The sequence below is a fragment of the Methylobacterium sp. Leaf113 genome (assembly GCF_001423325.1).
Classification (GTDB): domain Bacteria; phylum Pseudomonadota; class Alphaproteobacteria; order Rhizobiales; family Beijerinckiaceae; genus Methylobacterium.
In genome coordinates this window covers 78,572-95,828 of record NZ_LMNJ01000034.1, presented here as the reverse complement: position 1 = coordinate 95,828, position 17,257 = coordinate 78,572, and the positions used below count along the sequence as shown (strand labels likewise).

18 protein-coding genes are annotated in these 17,257 nt (G+C 72.2%); 11 read left to right on the top strand and 7 right to left on the bottom strand.

Going from position 1 to position 17,257, the window contains the following annotated elements:
• Positions 1-17: 17 nt before the first annotated feature.
• The 4 genes from ASF60_RS17070 to ASF60_RS17055 form a co-directional block, all read right to left on the bottom strand.
• Entirely contained in the window at positions 18-734 is a 717-nt protein-coding gene (locus ASF60_RS17070) for an MgtC/SapB family protein (RefSeq protein ID WP_056187599.1), read from the bottom strand.
• Positions 735-792: 58 nt separating this feature from the next.
• Positions 793-1,494, bottom strand: coding sequence for an orotate phosphoribosyltransferase (locus tag ASF60_RS17065; protein WP_056187596.1), 702 nt, complete (start codon positions 1,492-1,494; stop codon positions 793-795).
• 165 nt (positions 1,495-1,659) lie between these two features.
• Positions 1,660-3,351: a methyl-accepting chemotaxis protein gene (locus ASF60_RS17060; protein WP_056187593.1), complete on the bottom strand. Its 1,692-nt coding sequence runs from the start codon at positions 3,349-3,351 to the stop codon at positions 1,660-1,662.
• Positions 3,352-3,726: 375 nt separating this feature from the next.
• The gene (locus ASF60_RS17055; RefSeq protein WP_056187590.1) at positions 3,727-4,641 is read right to left on the bottom strand and encodes an alpha/beta fold hydrolase; all 915 of its coding nucleotides are present in this window, start codon (positions 4,639-4,641) and stop codon (positions 3,727-3,729) included.
• Between the two features lie 142 nt (positions 4,642-4,783).
• Between ASF60_RS17055 and ASF60_RS17050 the strand changes: the two genes are divergently transcribed.
• The 11 genes from ASF60_RS17050 to panC all read left to right on the top strand — a co-directional run bounded on the left by ASF60_RS17050 (position 4,784) and on the right by panC (position 14,442).
• Positions 4,784-5,029: a hypothetical protein gene (locus ASF60_RS17050; RefSeq protein ID WP_056187587.1), complete on the top strand. Its 246-nt coding sequence runs from the start codon at positions 4,784-4,786 to the stop codon at positions 5,027-5,029.
• 323 nt (positions 5,030-5,352) lie between these two features.
• Positions 5,353-6,363: an AAA family ATPase gene (locus ASF60_RS17045; RefSeq protein ID WP_056187584.1), complete on the top strand. Its 1,011-nt coding sequence runs from the start codon at positions 5,353-5,355 to the stop codon at positions 6,361-6,363.
• Positions 6,364-6,371: 8 nt separating this feature from the next.
• On the top strand, positions 6,372-7,334 hold the full coding sequence (locus ASF60_RS17040; RefSeq protein ID WP_056187581.1) for a DUF58 domain-containing protein: 963 nt from the start codon (positions 6,372-6,374) through the stop codon (positions 7,332-7,334).
• 30 nt (positions 7,335-7,364) lie between these two features.
• Positions 7,365-7,823 (top strand): DUF4381 family protein, encoded by a 459-nt coding sequence (locus ASF60_RS17035; RefSeq protein WP_056187577.1) that lies wholly within the window; start codon positions 7,365-7,367, stop codon positions 7,821-7,823.
• Between the two features lie 6 nt (positions 7,824-7,829).
• Complete coding sequence (locus ASF60_RS17030; protein WP_156634235.1) at positions 7,830-8,870, top strand: VWA domain-containing protein; 1,041 nt, start codon at positions 7,830-7,832, stop codon at positions 8,868-8,870.
• Complete coding sequence (locus ASF60_RS17025; protein WP_056187573.1) at positions 8,867-9,796, top strand: vWA domain-containing protein; 930 nt, start codon at positions 8,867-8,869, stop codon at positions 9,794-9,796. Before ASF60_RS17030 ends, ASF60_RS17025 begins: the two co-directional genes overlap by 4 nt.
• Before the next feature lie 13 nt (positions 9,797-9,809).
• On the top strand, positions 9,810-10,715 hold the full coding sequence (locus ASF60_RS17020; RefSeq protein WP_056187570.1) for a tetratricopeptide repeat protein: 906 nt from the start codon (positions 9,810-9,812) through the stop codon (positions 10,713-10,715).
• The gene (locus tag ASF60_RS17015; protein WP_082508024.1) at positions 10,709-12,118 is read left to right on the top strand and encodes a BatD family protein; all 1,410 of its coding nucleotides are present in this window, start codon (positions 10,709-10,711) and stop codon (positions 12,116-12,118) included. The genes ASF60_RS17020 and ASF60_RS17015 overlap by 7 nt, the downstream gene beginning before the upstream one ends.
• Positions 12,115-13,023, top strand: a complete 909-nt coding sequence (gene bla, locus ASF60_RS17010; RefSeq protein WP_056188023.1) for a class A beta-lactamase — start codon at positions 12,115-12,117, stop codon at positions 13,021-13,023. The genes ASF60_RS17015 and bla overlap by 4 nt, the downstream gene beginning before the upstream one ends.
• A gap of 68 nt (positions 13,024-13,091) precedes the next feature.
• Positions 13,092-13,487: a hypothetical protein gene (locus ASF60_RS17005; RefSeq protein ID WP_056187567.1), complete on the top strand. Its 396-nt coding sequence runs from the start codon at positions 13,092-13,094 to the stop codon at positions 13,485-13,487.
• 97 nt (positions 13,488-13,584) lie between these two features.
• Positions 13,585-14,442 (top strand): pantoate--beta-alanine ligase, encoded by an 858-nt coding sequence (gene panC, locus ASF60_RS17000; RefSeq protein ID WP_056187564.1) that lies wholly within the window; start codon positions 13,585-13,587, stop codon positions 14,440-14,442.
• Between the two features lie 4 nt (positions 14,443-14,446).
• Here the strand turns inward: panC and ASF60_RS16995 are convergent, their stop codons facing one another.
• The 3 genes from ASF60_RS16995 to dnaQ all read right to left on the bottom strand — a co-directional run bounded on the left by ASF60_RS16995 (position 14,447) and on the right by dnaQ (position 17,209).
• Positions 14,447-15,844 carry an extracellular catalytic domain type 1 short-chain-length polyhydroxyalkanoate depolymerase gene (locus ASF60_RS16995; RefSeq protein WP_056187561.1) on the bottom strand — a complete coding sequence of 466 codons (1,398 nt, stop codon included), beginning with the start codon at positions 15,842-15,844 and terminating at the stop codon, positions 14,447-14,449.
• A gap of 69 nt (positions 15,845-15,913) precedes the next feature.
• A complete protein-coding gene (locus ASF60_RS16990) occupies positions 15,914-16,339 on the bottom strand; it encodes a hypothetical protein (protein WP_056187558.1) in 426 nt (141 codons plus the stop codon).
• Between the two features lie 144 nt (positions 16,340-16,483).
• The gene (gene dnaQ, locus ASF60_RS16985; RefSeq protein ID WP_056187554.1) at positions 16,484-17,209 is read right to left on the bottom strand and encodes a DNA polymerase III subunit epsilon; all 726 of its coding nucleotides are present in this window, start codon (positions 17,207-17,209) and stop codon (positions 16,484-16,486) included.
• Between the last annotated feature and the right edge of the window lie 48 nt (positions 17,210-17,257).

Genomic DNA, 17,257 nt, shown 5'->3' with positions numbered 1-17,257 from the left:
CCGGCGCACCTGAGCGGTCAATCCGCCGTCTGCACCGACCAGGTGGCGTGCTCGATACCGGGCATCCGCTCCAGGGCCGCCACCACGGCGTCGAGTTCGGCGGACGTCACCGCCGTCGCCACCAGGGTCGCCACCACCTCGACGGTGTCCTCGCCGCGCTCCACCACTTCGATGCCGCCGACCGGGTACTTTGCCGCTTCCAGGCGCTCGACCAGCAGGTCGCGGGCCGGGCCGGCACCGTCCGCCGCCACGGTCACCTGGACCTCGTAGGTGGCCTCGGTCTGGCTCTCGTCGATGGGCGCGCGATTGATGGCGTTGACGAGGGGCCGCAGCAGGGTGTTGCCGGCGAGCACGGCCGCCGTGACGAAGGCCGCCTCGAGGGGAAAGTCGGCGCCCGCGAAGGCGCCCACGGCCGCCGAGCACCACAGGGTCGCGGCGGTGTTGAGCCCGCGGACGTTCATGCCCTCCTTCATGATCACGCCGGCGCCGAGGAAGCCGACGCCCGAGATCACGTAGGCCACCGTGCGGGTGCCGCCGGCGGCCCCTTCGAGACGCATGCCGAGATCGACGAAGGCCGCCGCCCCCACCGCCACCAGGACGTTGGTGCGCAGGCCCGCCGTGCGCTGGCGATATTGCCGCTCGGCCCCGATCAGGGTGCCGAGCCCGAAGGCCACGATGAGGCTGATCGCCGAATTGACCGCTTCGGGCAGCGGCCCGGACAGGATGGAACTCATCGCGCTGCCCTGACGGTGTCCCGTGACGGCACCATGACAAGGCGATCCGGCCGGCGGATCACGCCTGCGGATAGTCCGAGATGCCCCCATGCGCCGCCGACCACTTGGCCGGCTCGTGCAGGAAGCTCTCGACCTCGGCCAGCACCTTCGGGTCGAAGTGGCCGCTCTCCTTGGCCACCGCCAGCACGTCCCACCAGGTGGTGAGGTAGTGCAGCTGGATGCCGAGATCGGCCATCGCCTGCCGGCTGTTGGGGAAGATGTCGTAGAAGAACATCACGAAGCAGTGGTCGACCTGGGCGCCCGCGTCGCGCAGGGCCTTGCAGAATAGCGCCTTGCTGCGCCCGTCGGTGGCCAGATCCTCCACCAGCAGGGTCCGGGCGCCCTCCACCACCTCGCCCTCGATCTGGGCGTTGCGGCCGAAACCCTTGGCCTTCTTGCGCACGTACTGCATCGGCAGCATCAGCCGGTCGGAGATCCAGGCCGCGAACGGGATGCCGGCGGTCTCGCCGCCGGCCACGTGGGTGATCGACTCGTAGCCGATGTCGCGCACGATGGTGGCGGCGGCGAAATCGTTCAGCGTCGAGCGCAGGCGCGGATACGAGATGATCTTGCGGCAGTCGATGTAGACCGGGCTCGCCCAGCCCGACGTGAAGGTGAAGGGCGTGTCCTGGTAGAAATGCACCGCCTTGATCTCGAGCAGCATCTTGGCCGCCTCGCGGGCGATCACGGCGCGGTCGATCGGCAGGAAGGAGGTCGTCATGCGCGGGTTCGCTCTCGTGCGGGCGGCGGGCGCGGCCCCGTCCCGCCTCCGGGCGGGGCCGCGCATCCGTCTGAAGGATGGGTTCTCCTTCCCGCCAACCGCCAAGGGCGTCAACCCTGGAGATGTACGCCGCCTCCGGAGAGGGGTGACGCCCTGGAGGTGCCGTCAGGCCGCCTTCACATCGGCCAGGAAGCCGCCGACCTCGCGGGTCAGGCTCTCCGAGTGCCGCGCCAGTTCCTGGGCGGCGCTGAGCACCTGGGAGGCGGCCGCACCGGTCTGGCCGGCCCCGTCGCGCACGCCCGCGATGTTGACGGTCACCTCCTCGGTGCCGCGCGCCGCCTCCTGGACGTTGCGGGTGATCTCCTGGGTCGCGGCCCCCTGCTCCTCCATGGCGGCGGCGATGGAGCCGGCATAGGTCGACATCTCGGCGATGATCCGGCTGATCGTCTCGATGTCGGCCACCGCCTCATGGGTCGCACTGCGGATCTCTGTGATGCGCTCGCCGATCTCCCCCGTGGCCTTGGCGGTCTGGCCGGCCAGTTCCTTCACCTCGGAGGCGACCACCGCGAAGCCGCGCCCGGCCTCGCCGGCCCGCGCCGCCTCGATGGTGGCGTTCAGCGCCAGCAGGTTGGTCTGGGCCGCGATGCTGGAGATCACGTCGACGAAGGCGCCGATCCGCTCCGTGGTGCCGGCCAGCCGCCGCACGGTCGCGTCGGTGCGCTGGGCGTTCTCCACCGCCTGACTGGCGATGCGCGCCGACAGGCTCACCTGCTGCACGATCTCCTGCACCGAGGCCGACATCTCCTCGCTGGCGGCGGCCACGGTCTGGACGTTGGCGGAGGTCTCCTCGGCGGCGCCGGCGACGATCACGGTCTGCTGGTTGGTCTGGCCGGCGACGCTGCTCATGGATTGCGCGGTGGCCTCCATCTCGGTGGCGGCGCCCGCCAGCCCCTGGGTCAGGGTCGAGACGTTGCGCTCGAAGGCCTGGGTGAGGGCGTCGAGGCGCTGGGCCCGGCGCATCTTGGCCTCGTCCTCCGCCGCCTGCGCGGCCGCGAGACGCCGGGCCTCCACGGCATTGTCCTTGAACACCTGGAGCGACCGGGCGAGGAGGCCGACCTCGTCCCGCCGTTCGAGGCCCGCCACCGCCACCGCGTGGTCTCCGGCCGCCAGGCGTTCCATCGCCGCCGTCATGCCGGCGAGCGGGCGGGTGACGCCGTAGAGCGTGATGAGGGCCAGCAGGCCGACCGCGATGCCGAGGCCGATGGTGGCGGTGAGGATGAGGGTGCGGGTGGCGCTCTGCGCCGTCTCGGTCGCGTCCTGCTTGGCGGCATCGAGATCGCGCAGGTTGGAGGCGACGCGCGTCGCCACGCTCTCGGTGAGCTTGATCCGGGCCGGCCGAACCTCCTGCTTCGAGATGCGGGCGGCGGCCTCGTTCTCGTTGCGGAGCCCCAGGGTGACCGAGCGCTCGGCGGCGGTGAAGAAGCTCTGGAGGTCGGTTCGAACTCCCGTGAGGATGGTCCGGCGCTCCGGCGTGTCGGCCAGGGCGATCAGGCGCTCGAGGGTCTCGGAAGCGGTTTTCTGGTTCGCCTGATAGTGGCCGAACTCCGTCTTCATCAGGGTCTCGTCGGTCTCGATGATGGCGTTCTTCTCCGCAATCACCGCTTCGTCGATGGCCAGGGCCAGTTTCTGGGCCAGGAAGAGCCGCGTGGCGCGCACCTCGATGATCTGCGTCGTGTTCTGGTCCAACGTCGCCAGGCTGGAGCGCGCCAGGGCCACCAGGCCCACCGCCACCAGGATGAGGACCAAGCTGGGAATGGCGAGCTTTGCCATCAGCTTGAGATCGTTGAACGCGCGCATCGCAACCCCCGTGGATGACGCCGTCGCGGGACCATGATCGGCCTCTCGGTGACGCGGCGCTCCTCTCACGGTTCTGTGATAATTCGCTGAAACAAGCGTTAACGAAACCGAAATTCGATGCATTTGATGAATCTTATGCGTCCGCTTGGTTGTACCTCCGAAGCATTCAGACCTTGCTCAGTCACGCAGCGTGATTTTTTCCGGTTCCTTATCCTGCCATGTTGCCGAGGGTTTCCGCTCATCTCGCGCCGGGTCGAGGACGGAACATTTGGGGATGAGGTTCGAGCCGTTATGACGACTTCGGATCGCCGACCTCGTTCCGCTGGACACTTGATCGGCCGGCACTTAGTCGCCGGACATCACGCCCGTGCGCCCTCAGTCCAGGAAGGTCTGGAGGGCGGCCAGGGTCGCGGCGGGGTTCTCCTCGGCCAGGAAGTGGCCGGAGGCGATCTCGGTCGCGACGGCCTTCGGCGCGAAGGTCCGCTGCCAGGCGGCGAGCGGCGTCTCGGTGCTGCGATCGAGATAGCCGTCGCCGGTGAGGATCAGGGTCGGGCAGGCCAGATGCCGTCCGGCCGCGAGATCGGCGAGGTCGGCCTCGCGGTCACGGGTGGCTCCCGCCCGGTAATCCTCGCAGAAGGCGTGAATGCGCTCGGGCACGCCCCAGGCCTGCCGGTAGAGGTGCAGGGCGGCGGGCGCGAAGGCCCGCAGGGATGTGTCCCCGCTCCAATCCCGCAGGAGCCCCTCGAAATAGGCATTCGCATCCCGGCCGATGGCCTGCTCGGGGCCCGGTGCCGGCTCGGCCAGAAACTGCCAGTGCGAGGATGTGCGCGGCGAGGGTTTGGGGGGGTCGGCCTCGATCCGCTCCCACTGGACCAGCGTCGGCAGGATGTCGAGGAGCGCCAACCGGGCAATCCGGCCGGGTTCGTCGAGGGCGAGACGGTAGCCGATGCGGGCGCCCCGGTCGTGCCCCACGAGGGCGAAGTGGACGTAGCCGAGCGCTTCCATCACGGCCACCATTTCGGCCCCGAGGGTGCGCTTGGCGTAGGCCTCGTGACGCGGATCGCCCTCGGGCGCGCTAGACCAGCCGTAGCCCTTGAGGTCGAGGCAGATGACGCGGCGGCGCTCGGCGAGCGCCGGGGCGATCCGATGCCAGCAGGCGTGGCTCTGCGGAAAGCCGTGGAGCAGCAGCACCGGCGGCGCCTCCTCCGGCCCGCCGACCCGTGCGAAGAAGCGCCCGGCCGGGATGTCGATCCAACGGGACGCGAAGGTGGGGAACAGATCCGTGGTCACGGGCGGCGCCTCCGGCAGGGGCCGGGGGAACGCGCGCCCCGAGCCAACGGTTCGCAGTCACGGCCGGTGACGATTCTGTTAGAAGCAGGCGGTTCTCCGGTTCCATCCACCGCTTCACTGCTGACCAACAGGATTTTCGCCGATGCCGACCTATTCGATGCCGACCTGTCTGACTCCGTTCGTTCTGGCCGCCGGCCTCGCGCTCGCCAGCTTCGTCCCCGCCCAGGCTGCGGGTTGCTGCGGCGGCGGCGCCGGCATGATGTGCGGCAAGAGCAACAAGATGGATCTGCGTGCGGGCGGCATGAAACCGTCCCGGGCCAAGAAGGCCGCCTGCTGCTGCGAAGGCATGGCCGGCCACGGCATGGCCCCGATGTCGAAGAAGCTCTGATCCAGCCCGGGCGGGCGAATCCCCGCGGGCAAGTCTGGGCAGGCAAGTCTGGGCGGGCGAGGCTCCGGTCCGGATCGTGCTCGAAACGGGGTGTTCGAACGGGCAACCCCAGCGCAAGCCTGCGGCCTCGTGGAGGTCGGCGCGGGATTGACGCCCGCCCCGCGCAGCGGGCACACCCGAAGACTGCGGATCGCTCAAGAATTCGCATCCAAAAAAGCCACCGAGGAGACGCGCATGGATCGGCCCACCGTTCCTGCCCCCCAGACGATCCGGGCGATTCGTCCGATCGACGCGAGCCTGCTCGCACCAGCGGCGTTGTCCGCATGAGCGGCGCGATCCTCGCCGAGCGTCCGGCGTCCGGCGCTCCGCCCGTGGATGCCGCCCTGCGCGGGCGCATCCTCGCCCTGCGCGACGGCCTGCTGCACGGGCTCATCGGCGCCGACGCGATGGTGGAGCGCCTGCTGATCGGCCTCCTCACCGGCGGTCATCTCCTCATCGAGGGCGCCCCCGGCCTTGCCAAGACCCGCGCGGTCAAACGCCTGTCGGACGGGCTCGACGGCAGCTTCGCCCGCATTCAGTGCACTCCCGACCTGATGCCGGCCGATCTCACCGGCACCACGGTGTGGCGCCAGGATGCCGGCGATTTCGAATTCCTGCCCGGCCCCCTGTTCCACTCTCTCGTCCTCGTCGACGAGGTGAACCGCGCCCCCCCGAAGGTGCAATCGGCCCTGCTCGAGGCGATGGCGGAGGGGCAGATCACGGTCTCGGGCCACACCCACGCCCTGCCCGACCCGTTCATGGTGGTGGCGACCCAGAACCCGATCGAGCACGCGGGTACCTTTCCCCTGCCCGAGGCGCAGCTCGACCGCTTCCTCCTCCACGTCCTGGTGGAGATGCCGGACGAGGCCGCCGAGCGCCGCATCCTCGATCTCGTCGAGGGCGAATTGAACCACCACGCCGAAGCCATGCCGGTGCGGCTCTCGGTGGCGGAGATCCGGGCCGCCCGCGAGGCCGCCCTCAACGTCTACGTCTCCCCGGCGCTCAAGGACTACCTCGTGCGCCTGGTCGCCGGCACCCGCACCGATGCGGCGGCCCCGGACCTGCGCGCCGCCATCGAGCATCCGGCCTCGCCGCGCGGCACGCTGGCGCTGATGCTCGCCGGCAAGGCGCGGGCCTATCTGCGCGGCCGTGACCACGTCATCCCGGAGGATGTGGCGGATCTGGCCGCCGACGCGCTGGCGCACCGCATCGGCCTGACCTGGCGCGCCGCGGCCGAGGGCCAGACGGCGCGGGGCATCATCCGCGGCCTCATCCAGCGGGTGCGGGCGCTCTGAGCGCGACGATGTCTGTCCCGAGCCCGGCCCCCGCCGCCCTGTCGGACACCGACCCGCTGCTGGCGCCGGGCATCCACCTCTCCGGCGAGGCGCTGATGGGCCTGCGCCACCTCGCCCGGCGCGGCACCGGCCCGGCCACCCGGACCCTCGCGGGCCTGCCCGGCGGGATCGTGACCCGGCGGCGCGGGCGCGGCTCGGAGCCGGACGACGTGCGCCTGTGGTCCGAGGGCGACGACCGCCGCCACATCGATCGCAACGCCACCGCCCGCACCGGCATCCTGCACGTGCGCACCCACCACGACGAGCGCGACCGCGCCGTGGTGCTCCTCGTCGATCTCCGGCCCTCGATGCTATTCGGCACCAGGCGGGCGCTCCGCTCGGTGGCGGCGGCCGAGGCCCTGGTGCTGCTCGGCTGGCGCATCGTCGGCGACGGCGGCCGCATCGGCCTCGTGGCCGTGGGGGCCGGCGAGCCCTTGGTGGTGCGCCCGGCCGGCGGCGAGCGGGCCATGACGGCGATCACCGGCGCCCTGGCGCTGGCCCATGCCCGTGCCCTGTCGGAGGCCGGCGGCGCGGATCCGCCCCTGGCGGCGGCGCTCACCCTCGCCCAGAGCCTGCTGCCCTCGGGTGGCCACCTCGTCATCGGCAGCGCCCTCGATACGCCGGGCGCCGATTTCGACCATCTCCTGACCATCATGGCCGAACGCCTATCGATTCGCCTCGTCCTGGTCAGCGATGCCTTCGAGCGCGCCCGCCCGCCCGGCTTCTACCCCTTCGCCACGCCGGACGGCCGGCGCGGCACCGTCCAGGCGAGCCGGGCCGACACGGCACGGAAGAGCGCCGACGCGCCGCCGAGCGCGGATGCGCGCCTCGTCGCCTATGCCCGGCGCGGCATCGAGGGCCTGCGCCTCGACGTGGAAGCCGGCCCCGAAGCCTACGCCCCGCTGATGGAGCGCCTTGATGCGGTGCTCTGACGTGTTTCACGTGAATCAGGGGATCACCGCGTGAACTCCGACGCCGCTCCGAGCCTCGACCAGTTGCGCGGCCTGCACCTGCCCGCCGAAACCGGGGCCGCGCAGGGCGCCGTGATGCTCGCCATCGCGCTCGGGTTCACGGCCGCCCTCGCCTTCGGCCTGCTGCGCTGGTTGCGCGCCCGGCGGCGCGGTTCGGTGCGGCGGGCCGCCTTGCGCGAACTCGCCGCCGCCAATGCCCTGCCGCCGGAGAGCCGCCGCGTGGCCCAGGCCCAATTGCTTCGCCGCCTCGCCCGGACGCTCCAGGGCGATGCGGCGGCGGACGCGCAGGGGGCCGCCTGGGCCGCCACCCTCGACCGCCTCTTCGCCACGACCTTCTTCAGCGCCGGCGCCGGCCGCATCTTCGCCGATGGGCTCTACCAGCGCGGCGCGCCCGAGCCCGGGCCGGTGGATGCCGAACTGGCCCGCCTGTTCGCCCGGATCGGGGCCTGAGCCATGATGACGGGACTTTTGCCACAAGGGCTCACCGCCCTCGCCTCCGCCTTCGACCTCGCGAGTCCCTATGCCCTGCTGCTGCTGCCCCTGCCGCTGCTGGCCGCGCGGTTGATGCCGGCCGAGCGGGTGGGATCGAGCGGCGCCCTGCGGGTGCCGGCCTCCCTGGTGGCCGAGGCCGCGCGGGGCGAGAGCATCGCGGCGCGCGGTCGGGGTCGCGCCGTCCTGATCTGGACCCTGTGGAGCGCCCTCGTGGTCGCCCTGGCCGGCCCCCGCCTCGTCCTGCCGGCCACCGCCCTTCCGGCCTCGGGCCGCGAGATCATGCTGGCGATGGACCTCTCCGGCTCGATGGAGCGGCGCGACTTCGCCCTCGACGGCCAGACCGTGACCCGGCTCGCCGCGGTTAAGCGCGTCGGCACCGACTTCATCCGCCGCCGGGCCGGCGACCGCATCGGTCTCGTCATCTTCGCCAACGAATCCTACGTCGCCGCCAGCCCGAGCTTCGACACCGCCACGGTCGCCCGTGCCCTGGACGAGGCGACCATCGGCCTCGTCGGCCGCTCCACCGGCATCGGCGACGGCCTCGGCCTCGCCCTGAAGCGCCTGAGCCCGACGGGGGCCGAGGCCGGGGGCGTGCCGCAGGCTGAGGGCGCGCCGCAGGCCACCGCCAAAGTGGTGATCCTGATGACGGACGGCGCCAACAATGCCGGCCAGACCACCCCCCGCGACGTCGCCGGCCTCGCCAAGGAACTCGGCATCCGGGTCCACACCATCGCGCTCGGCCCCCGCGACCTCTCGAATGCCGACGGCGAGCAGGACGTGGTCGACACCGAAACCCTGCGGGACATCGCCGACCTCACCGGCGGCCGGATGTTTCGCGTGAAAACCACCGACGATCTCATGGCCATGGCGGAGGCGATCGATCAGATCGAGGGCGGTCGCGCCAAGGCCCCGCCGGTTCCCCTGCGCAAAGACCTCTGGCCCTGGCCCGCCGCCCTCGCCTTCCTGGCGGCGGCCGGCCTCCTCGCGTCGCGGCGGACCGCATGAGCGTCCTCGACACCATCGCGGTCCTGCGCCCCTGGTGGCTCGTGGCGATCCCCTTCGTCGCCGCCCTGGCGCTGCGCGCCGCCTGGCGCTCGGCGCCGCTCGGCGACTGGACCCGGGCCGTCGATCCCGCCCTGATGGCGCTCCTCGCCAAGCGCGGCGCGGTGCTGGGCGGACGCCGGCAGGCGAACCTCGCCGCAGCCCTCGCGGCCGGTCTGATCGCCCTGGCGCTGACCGGCCCCGCCGTCGAGCGCCCGGACGCCGCCACCTTCCGCAACCTCGACGCCACCGTGGTGGTGGTCGACCTGTCGCGCTCCATCGCGGAGGGCGGGCACCTCAAGGATGTGCGCCAGATCGCCCAGGGCGTGGCCGAGGCGGCCGGGACCCGCAGCGTCGCCGTGGTGGTCTATGCCGGAGACAGCTACCTCGCCGCCCCGCCGACCACCGACCGCGACGCCCTGTCCTCGACCCTGTTCGCCCTCGACGGCGACACCGTGCCCGACCGGGGCACCCATCCCGAGCGCGGGCTGGCGCTGGCCCGCCGCACCCTGGAGGAGGCCGGCGTGATCGCGGGCGACGTGGTCCTGGTCACCGATGGCGACGGCATCGGCGACGCCGCCCTGCGGGAGGCGACCGCAATCCGGGCGAAGGGCTGGCACCTGCACGGTGTGTTCGTGCCCGCCGGACCCGGCCTGCCGACAGGCTCGCCGAAACCCGACCGGGGCGCTCTCGAACGCCTCGCCGATGCGGGCGCCGGGCGCTTCGCCGTCCTCGACCAGCCCGCCCCCGTGCTCGATGCAGTCGGCGTCAGCACGGCGCAGCACCTCGCCGCCGGCGGCTACACCGTGCTGGCCTTCGCCGATCTCGGGCGCTGGCTCGTGCTGCTGGCGCTGCTGCCGGCCCTCGTCCTGTTCCGGAGGGCCGCCTGATGAGGAGCGCCTGATGGCGATCGGTTTGTTATCCGCCCTGCCCGCGCCGCCCCGGGACTGGACCCGGTGGGCCCGCCTCGCCGGCCTCGGGCTCGCGGGCGCCGGCATCCTCGCCCTCACCGCCAGCACCCAGCCGCGCACCAACCTCGGCCGCACCCTGATGGGCGCCGGACTGCCCGGCGCCGCCGCCTGGGTGCTCGACGATCCGGCCTGGCGCGGCCCGGCCCTCTACCAGGCCGGCCGCTACGACGAGGCCGCTGCGCTGTTCCGCAGCGGCGGCCGCCGCAACGCCTACAACCTCGGCAATGCGCTCGCGAGATCCGGTGACCTGCAGGGCGCTCTCGACGCCTACGACGCCGCGCTTCAATACAATCCGCGCGATGCCGACGCCCAGGCCAACCGCTCGCTGATCGCCCGCCTGGTCGACGAGGGCGCCGGCGATCCCGGCAAGGGCGGGGGCGTGGCCAATGCCACCGCCACGGTGGGCGCGCGCTACAACAAGACCTCGAACCAGGACCCCAACGACGACACCCAGGCCACCTCCAGCGGCGAAGGCCTCGCCGGCAACAAGGAGGGCGGCACCACCTCCTCGACCCCCGGCAACAGCAAGGTCGCCCGCCGCGGCAAGGCCGAGCAGGTCTCGGTGGATTCCGGCAAGGGCGAGGCCCGGGGCTCGGCCAGCGACGCGGCCGGACGCGGCCGCACCGGCGCCGGCTCGGCCATGGTCGCGGCCGCCCCCGAGCGGGAGGTGCGCCGGGTGACCAAGAGCTTCGAAGCCCACGAGATCCGGCCCGACCGCCTCTGGCTCCAGACCCTGCCGGACGATCCGGGGCGCTATCTCAAGCTGCGCCTGAAGGCCGAGCAGGCGGTCCGCATCGAGGCCGGCACCGCCGTGCCGGGTGGGAGCAATCCATGGTGAGCGATCGTTCCGAGCCATCCGCCGCACGGCCCCGGGATGACGGCGAGCCGCCAGGATTCTTGCACCGGCGCAGCATCGTCGCTGCCTGCCTCACGGCCTTCCTCCTCGCGCCCGTTCCCCTCCGAGCCGAAATCAGTCCCGGCGATCTCACTCTCACGGTCACCCCGGAACGCAACGGCAACGCCGATCCGTTCTCGCGGGAGATGGTGCTGCTGCGCATCCACGGCGTCTATCGCCAGGCGATCCTGCTCGAAGAGGTGATCCAGCCGTCGCTCGCCAATTTCAGCTGGACCCAGCTCGGCCGCGACGCCTGGTCGAAGACCCGCCTGCCCGACGGACAGGTGGCGATCGCCTTTGACCGGGTGGTGGCGATCTTCCCGCACCATCCGGGCGACTTCACCATCGATCCCTTCATCCACCGCCTCACCGTCAACGAGGGCGGCAAGCGCGTCGTGGTCGACGTGCCCTCGGCTCCGGTGAACCTGCCCGTCGCCACCTGGACCAAGCCGGTGGGCGGCCCCGACGCCAAGGAGCCGTGGTGGCTGCCGGCCAAGGACGTGACGATCACGGATTCCTGGAGCCCCGATCCCGAGACGGTGAAGCTCGGCGAGACCACCCGCCGCATCGTCACCCTGGAGGCGCAGGGCCTGGTCGCCGAGGGGCTGCCGCCCCGGCCTGTGATGCGCACGCGCGGCATCCTCACCTTCGCCGGACCGGTCACCCGCGAGACCCTCATCACCCCGTCCGGCCCGGTGGCGCGCGCCACCTACCAGTGGGACGTGCGCCCCGCCATCGATGAGGTCATCCCCCTCGACGCGATCGTGATCCCGTGGTTCGACACGGTGTCCCGGACCCTGCGCGAGGCCGAGATCCCGGCCCGCCAGATCGGCGGCGGCCTGCCCGACCGCGACGACGAGGCCAAGCCGATCGTGCCGGCCTCCCCCCTCCTGGTGGTGACGGCCGCCCTCGGCGCCTTCGGGCTCGGCCTCGCCCTGATCGGCGTCGGAACCGGCCGCGACGTCCGCCGCCGCCGTCTCGACGCCCGAACGCGGCGCGCCCTGAGGCGGGCCGCCTCGGCCAGGGACGCGCGGGCCTTTCGCGCCGTGCTCGACCCCGTCCTGTCGGGGCGGCCCGACCTGGCCCGCGCCTGGCAGACGCAGCCGGAGATCGCGGCCGGGCTCGCGGCGCTGGACGACAGCCTCTACGGCCAGGGTCCGGCGGCGGCCCTCGACTTGCCTGCCCTCGACTTGCCTGCCCTCGACTTGCCCGCCCTCGCCCATGCCCTGGCCAGGCCCGTGACGGTGGCACCGGCGTTGGCGGAGACGCGACCGCGCCTCGCCGCCCTCGACGGTTGCAAGGCACCCTCGGCCGCAGCGCCGCCGGCGCGCTCGGCAACCCCATGACGCTCACCCGGCGCACGATCCTGCGCGCTGGCGCGGTCCTGCCGGTTATGGTCGTGCCGGTCCTGTCGGGCTCGGTTCAGGCCTCGCCGGACCGCTTCGTCGAGGCCGGCGCGGCTTTCGAACAGATCGCGCGCGACCTCGGCGGGCGGGTCGGCATCACCGTCCTCGATACGGGGGGCGGCCCTTCGCTGCAGCTTGCGGCCGATGCGGCGTTCCCCCTCTGCAGCACCTTCAAGCTGCTGCTCGCCGCCGCGATCCTGGCCCGGGTCGAGGCCGGCCAGGACCAGCTCGACCGCCGGATCGCCTACACGGCGGCCGATCTCGACGTGTACGCCCCGATCACGGGCGGGGCGCTCAAGGAGGGCGGGCCGGAAGCCGGGGCGATGTCCGTCGCGGCGCTGTGCGCGGCCGCGATGGTATGGAGCGACAACACCGCCGCCAACCTGCTGCTCGGGGCGCTCGGCGGTCCCGCCGCCCTCACGGCCTATTGCCGGAGCCTCGGCGATTCCGTGACCCGGCTCGACCGCACCGAGCCCGACCTGAACAGCGCGGAGCCCGGCGATCCGCGCGACACCACCCGGCCGGCCGCGATGGCGGCGACCGTCCGGACAATCCTCCTCGGCGACGCGCTCACGCCCGGCAGTCGCGCCCGGCTCGAGGGCTGGATGACAGCGGCCCGCACCGGCACGAAGCGGCTGCGGGCTGGGCTTCCGGGCGATTGGAGCGTCGGCGACAAGACCGGCAGCGGCGCCTACGGCACCGCCAACGTGGTGGCGATCCTGCGCCCACCGGCCCGGCCGCCCCTGATCGCCGCGCTGTACCTGACGGGCTCTACGGCGTCGGCCGAGGCGCGCGACGCAGCCCACGCGGCGATCGGCCGGGTCATCGCGACCGCCTATGGTTAACGGTCGGTTCACGCCCGCCTGCCAAGGTCGTCCCGCGAGGAAAGGTCGTCTCGCGCGAGGGGGACCCGATGCGGCGTGGCTCTGTGGCGATCAGACGGGGCGGGCCGGTGCTCGTGCTCCTGGCCGGACTGGCGCCGATCCCCGCCGGGGCGGCGGATTTCGGCGGCCTCGCCTATCCGACCCCGGGCCGCGCGTTGGACGGCGCCCCGGCGGAGCCCGAGGGCCTGCCGCGCTACTTCCCGCGAGCCGAGGAGGACGGTGGCGTGGTTCACCGCGGACCGGTGCCGCGCCGGCGCCTGGCCGGCTGCATCCCCCGGCGGGTTCCCATCCCCACCGATGCCCCCGGCGATCCGAGCTATGTCGGCTCAGCCTATGGGCTCGGCAAGCCGAGCTATTACGGCTTCACCCCGCCGCTCGGCATCGACGATCCCTACGGACGGCCGCTGCGGCCCTATTGTCCCTGAGGCGGCTGGCATCCCGGCGACGGTGCGATTAGGTCTCGCGCGAAACGCGACGTTCGCATCGCGACCGTACCGAAAATTTGCCGAGGACGACCTGCCGATGTCCGATTCCACCGCCCTGCTCCGGTTCACGGCCGTCGTCCCCTTGCGCGCCGAGGTCGCTGCCTGGCGCCGGGCCGGCGAGCGGGTGGTGCTGGTGCCGACCATGGGGGCGCTTCATGCTGGACACCTCGCCCTGATGGCGCGGGCCCGGAGCCTGGGGCAGCGCGTCGTGGCCAGCATCTTCGTCAATCCGACCCAGTTCGGCCCGAACGAGGATTTTTCGCGCTACCCGCGCGACACCGAGGCCGACCTGTCCCTGCTGGCCGAGGCCGGGGTCGACGCCGCCTATCTGCCGGAGGTGTCCGGCATGTACCCCGAGCATTTCTCGACCCGGATCGAGGTCGACGGGCTCACCGAGGGCCTGTGCGGGGCCTACCGACCGGGGCACTTCTCCGGCGTCGCCACGGTGGTGGCCAAGCTTCTCAACCAGGTCCAGCCCGACTGCGCGCTGTTCGGCGAGAAGGACTACCAGCAGCTCCTGGTGATCCGCCGCGCCGTACACGACCTCGACCTGCCCGTGGAGATCCAGGGGGTGCCGACCCTGCGCGAGGCGGACGGCCTCGCCCTGTCCTCGCGCAACCGCTATCTCACCCCCGACGAGCGGGCGCGGGCGCCGCGCCTCCAGGCCGTCCTGTCCGACATCGCCGCGGGGCTGGCGGCCGGGACCAGTGCCGATATCCTGGTGGAGCGGGGCCGGGCCGCGCTGGCGGCGGCCGGCTTCGATCCGGTGCAGTATCTCGAGGTCCGGGACGCCGAGACGCTGGCGCCCGTGAGCCACGCGACCCGGCCGGCCCGGGTGCTGGCAGCGGCCTATCTCGGCCGCACGCGCCTCATCGACAACGTGCCCGTCGGGTGAGGCCTCAGGTTCGCGCCGCCAGGGGGCTGGCCCGGAAGAAGTCGAGCATCGCCCGTGAGGCGTCGGGACCGCGCGGGTCGGTGTAGCTTCCGGCCGCGTCTCCGCCCGACCAGGCATGGCCGAGGCCGCGCACGATCCAGCCCTCCACCGCGACCCGTCCGGCCGCATCGGCGTAGCGGGTGCGGGTGTAGGGCAATCCGCCCGGGCTCGTCGCCTCGGTGGCCTCCGGCGTCAGGCCGTCGATGCCGGCCTGGGCCAGGGCCTGCTCGCCGTTGCGCGGGTTGACCGTGCCGTCGCTCTCACCGTGGAACACGATGGTGGGCACCCGCACCTCGGTGGTCGCGCCATCGGCCGACGCCACGGGACCGAGCCGCATCACGGTCAGGGCCGTCGAGACGTCGCGGGCGCAGCCGGCCGCGAGGCCGGAATGGATGCCCACCGCCGCGTAGAGGTCGGGATAGACCCGGGCGATGTTCACCGCCGCCGCGCCCCCCGCCGACAGGCCGGCGATGTAGACGCGGGCCGGATCGATGCGGTGCTCGGCGATGATGGCGCGGGTCAGACCGGCGATGATCCCGGCCTCGCCCGAATCCCGGCCCTGGTCGACGGGCTGGAACCAGTTCCAGCAGCGCTGGCCGTTGGCGCGCCCGGTCTGGGCCGGGTAGGCGACGAGGAAGCCTTCCGTCTCGGCCAGCGCGTTCATGCCGGTGCCGGCGGCGAAGTCGTCGGGCGACTGGGTACAGCCGTGCAGCATCACCACCAGGGGCAGGTTCGGGCGGGCGTCGCTGGGAACGAACAGCTTGTAGTCCCGCGCCCCGGCCGCATTGGCGAAGCTGTGCTCGGTGAAGGTGCCACCCTCGGTGAGGGGCGCCCGGGCCTGGTTGAAGCCGGTTCCGGATCCGTTGCCCAGACCACCGCTCAAGCCATTGCCCAAACCGTGTTTCAGGCTGCCGCCGAGGCCGGCTGCGAATTGACCCAGGCCGGCGCTGGCCGCTCCCTGGCCGGTCCGTCCGAGCCCGCCGATCACCGGGGCGATGCTCCGGGTCACCGTCTCCACGACCTTGCGCAGCGTCTCGGGCAGGATCGCGGGGAGGATTGCGGCGCGGCCGGGCTCCTCCGGGGCGGCGGCAGTCGGCCGGGCGCGCGCCCCGTTCGGCTCGGGTGCTGGGCCGGCACCGGCCGGAGCCGGGCCGGTTTCAACATGTGCGGCGACGAGATCGATGGTGCGGGGATCGCTCACCGCGGCGCCCATCTCGGCCGGAGGCCGGGCAGCCGACGCACCGCCGGCGAAACCACGCTGGAGCAGATCCGTCGCATCCTGCAGCCGGCCGGCGGCCGTGAGGCGGGTCGCCTCCATCATGTCGGCGAGGCGGTCCTGCATCCGGTTTGAAGATTCGGTCATGGGGTTCGCTTTCCGGTTCGACCGTGAGTCGAACGCTGCGAGATCGGGAAACGCATCAGAACGGAAGTGTCAGCGCAGGCGGTCGGCGAGGGCCGCCTTGACGGCCGGGCTCGCCTGAAGGCTGCCCATGACCTCGATCGACGCGATGGCGTCGCGGGCAAGTTCCGGCGTGACGTCGGGGGCGATGCTGGCGAGTCCGAGCACCCGGATATCGAGGCGGATGCCGCTGGCGCGCGCCGCTTCGAGTTCGGCCCGGTCGTAGCGGCGCAGGCCGAGTTCGACGCCCTTCCGGGCCACGGATTGCCGGGTGACGTCGCCGTGGCGGGCGATCTGGTTGCGCACGGCGGTGCGGATGAAATCGCTCCGATTGGCGTAGACGCTCTCGGATACGAGAAGGTCGATATGGCCAAGATCGACGTAGCCGAGATTGATCGTGATCTTCTCGGTGTCGCCGACCCGGATCGGCGCCCTGGGTTTGTCCTCAAGATCGAGCATCGTACCGTCCCGTCACCATCCAGCTGGATGGTATATGGGGGGGTCTTTGCTGCGGCGCAATATGCGGTCTCGTGCGTCGCAGCAATGCGGCGTCGCCCCGCTCCCGTGTGACCCCCTCGGGTCGTACCGGTTCGCTCGGTGCCCTCAGGCGGTCTCTTCGTCGCCGAGATAGTCGCGCCAGACGGCACCACCGCCGCCCAGCGTCGCGATGAAGGCCGCGTGCCGCGTCCGCTCGGCCTCCGTGAGCCGATGGCGCAGCTGGCGCGGACCGACCGGCACGACCTCGCCGCCGTCCCCGATGATGACCACCTCCTCGACTTCCGTCATGGCGAGGCCCAGGCTGGTCTGCTTGCCGCCGAGCAGCTCGACATAGACCTCCGCCAGGATCTGCGCGTCGAGGAGCGCGCCGTGCTTGGTCCGCCGCGTGGTGTCGATGCCGTAGCGCGCGCACAGGGCGTCGAGGCTGTTGGCGGCCCCCGTATGCTTGCGGCGGGCGATCTGCAGGGTGTCGACCACGTCGGCGAGGTCGATGGGCGGGGGTGCCACCGCCCCGAGCCGGGCATATTCCATGTTGAGGAAGCCGACATCGAAGGGCGCGTTGTGGATCACCAGGGGGGAATCGCCGCAGAAGTCGCGAAATTCGTCGACGATGTCGGCAAAGAGCGGCTTGTCGGCGAGCATGGCGTCGGAGATGCCATGCACCCCGAAGGCGCCCTGGGACACCGGCCGGGTCGGATTCACGAGTTTGTGGAAGACCTTGCCGGTCTGCACGTGATTGATGAGCTCGACGCAGCCGATCTCGATCAGGCGGTCGCCGTTCTTCGCATCCGTTCCGGTGGTCTCGGTGTCGAGAACGATCTCGCGCAGCATCGAAGAATCCTGAGGGTGGGTCCGGGCGACCGGACCATGCGCCGTCCT

Coding starts and splice junctions, on each gene's coding strand:
- ASF60_RS17030 (WP_156634235.1), top strand. CDS start 7,830: ATGACGGGACTTTTGCCACAAGGGCTCACCGCCCTCGCCTCCGCCTTC.
- ASF60_RS17050 (WP_056187587.1), top strand. CDS start 4,784: ATGCCGACCTATTCGATGCCGACCTGTCTGACTCCGTTCGTTCTGGCC.
- ASF60_RS17015 (WP_082508024.1), top strand. CDS start 10,709: ATGGTGAGCGATCGTTCCGAGCCATCCGCCGCACGGCCCCGGGATGAC.
- ASF60_RS16990 (WP_056187558.1), bottom strand. CDS start 16,339: ATGCTCGATCTTGAGGACAAACCCAGGGCGCCGATCCGGGTCGGCGAC.
- ASF60_RS17070 (WP_056187599.1), bottom strand. CDS start 734: ATGAGTTCCATCCTGTCCGGGCCGCTGCCCGAAGCGGTCAATTCGGCG.
- ASF60_RS16995 (WP_056187561.1), bottom strand. CDS start 15,844: ATGACCGAATCTTCAAACCGGATGCAGGACCGCCTCGCCGACATGATG.
- dnaQ (WP_056187554.1), bottom strand. CDS start 17,209: ATGCTGCGCGAGATCGTTCTCGACACCGAGACCACCGGAACGGATGCG.
- ASF60_RS17060 (WP_056187593.1), bottom strand. CDS start 3,351: ATGCGCGCGTTCAACGATCTCAAGCTGATGGCAAAGCTCGCCATTCCC.
- ASF60_RS17045 (WP_056187584.1), top strand. CDS start 5,353: ATGAGCGGCGCGATCCTCGCCGAGCGTCCGGCGTCCGGCGCTCCGCCC.
- ASF60_RS17065 (WP_056187596.1), bottom strand. CDS start 1,494: ATGACGACCTCCTTCCTGCCGATCGACCGCGCCGTGATCGCCCGCGAG.
- ASF60_RS17005 (WP_056187567.1), top strand. CDS start 13,092: ATGCGGCGTGGCTCTGTGGCGATCAGACGGGGCGGGCCGGTGCTCGTG.
- ASF60_RS17020 (WP_056187570.1), top strand. CDS start 9,810: ATGGCGATCGGTTTGTTATCCGCCCTGCCCGCGCCGCCCCGGGACTGG.
- ASF60_RS17040 (WP_056187581.1), top strand. CDS start 6,372: ATGTCTGTCCCGAGCCCGGCCCCCGCCGCCCTGTCGGACACCGACCCG.
- panC (WP_056187564.1), top strand. CDS start 13,585: ATGTCCGATTCCACCGCCCTGCTCCGGTTCACGGCCGTCGTCCCCTTG.
- ASF60_RS17025 (WP_056187573.1), top strand. CDS start 8,867: ATGAGCGTCCTCGACACCATCGCGGTCCTGCGCCCCTGGTGGCTCGTG.
- bla (WP_056188023.1), top strand. CDS start 12,115: ATGACGCTCACCCGGCGCACGATCCTGCGCGCTGGCGCGGTCCTGCCG.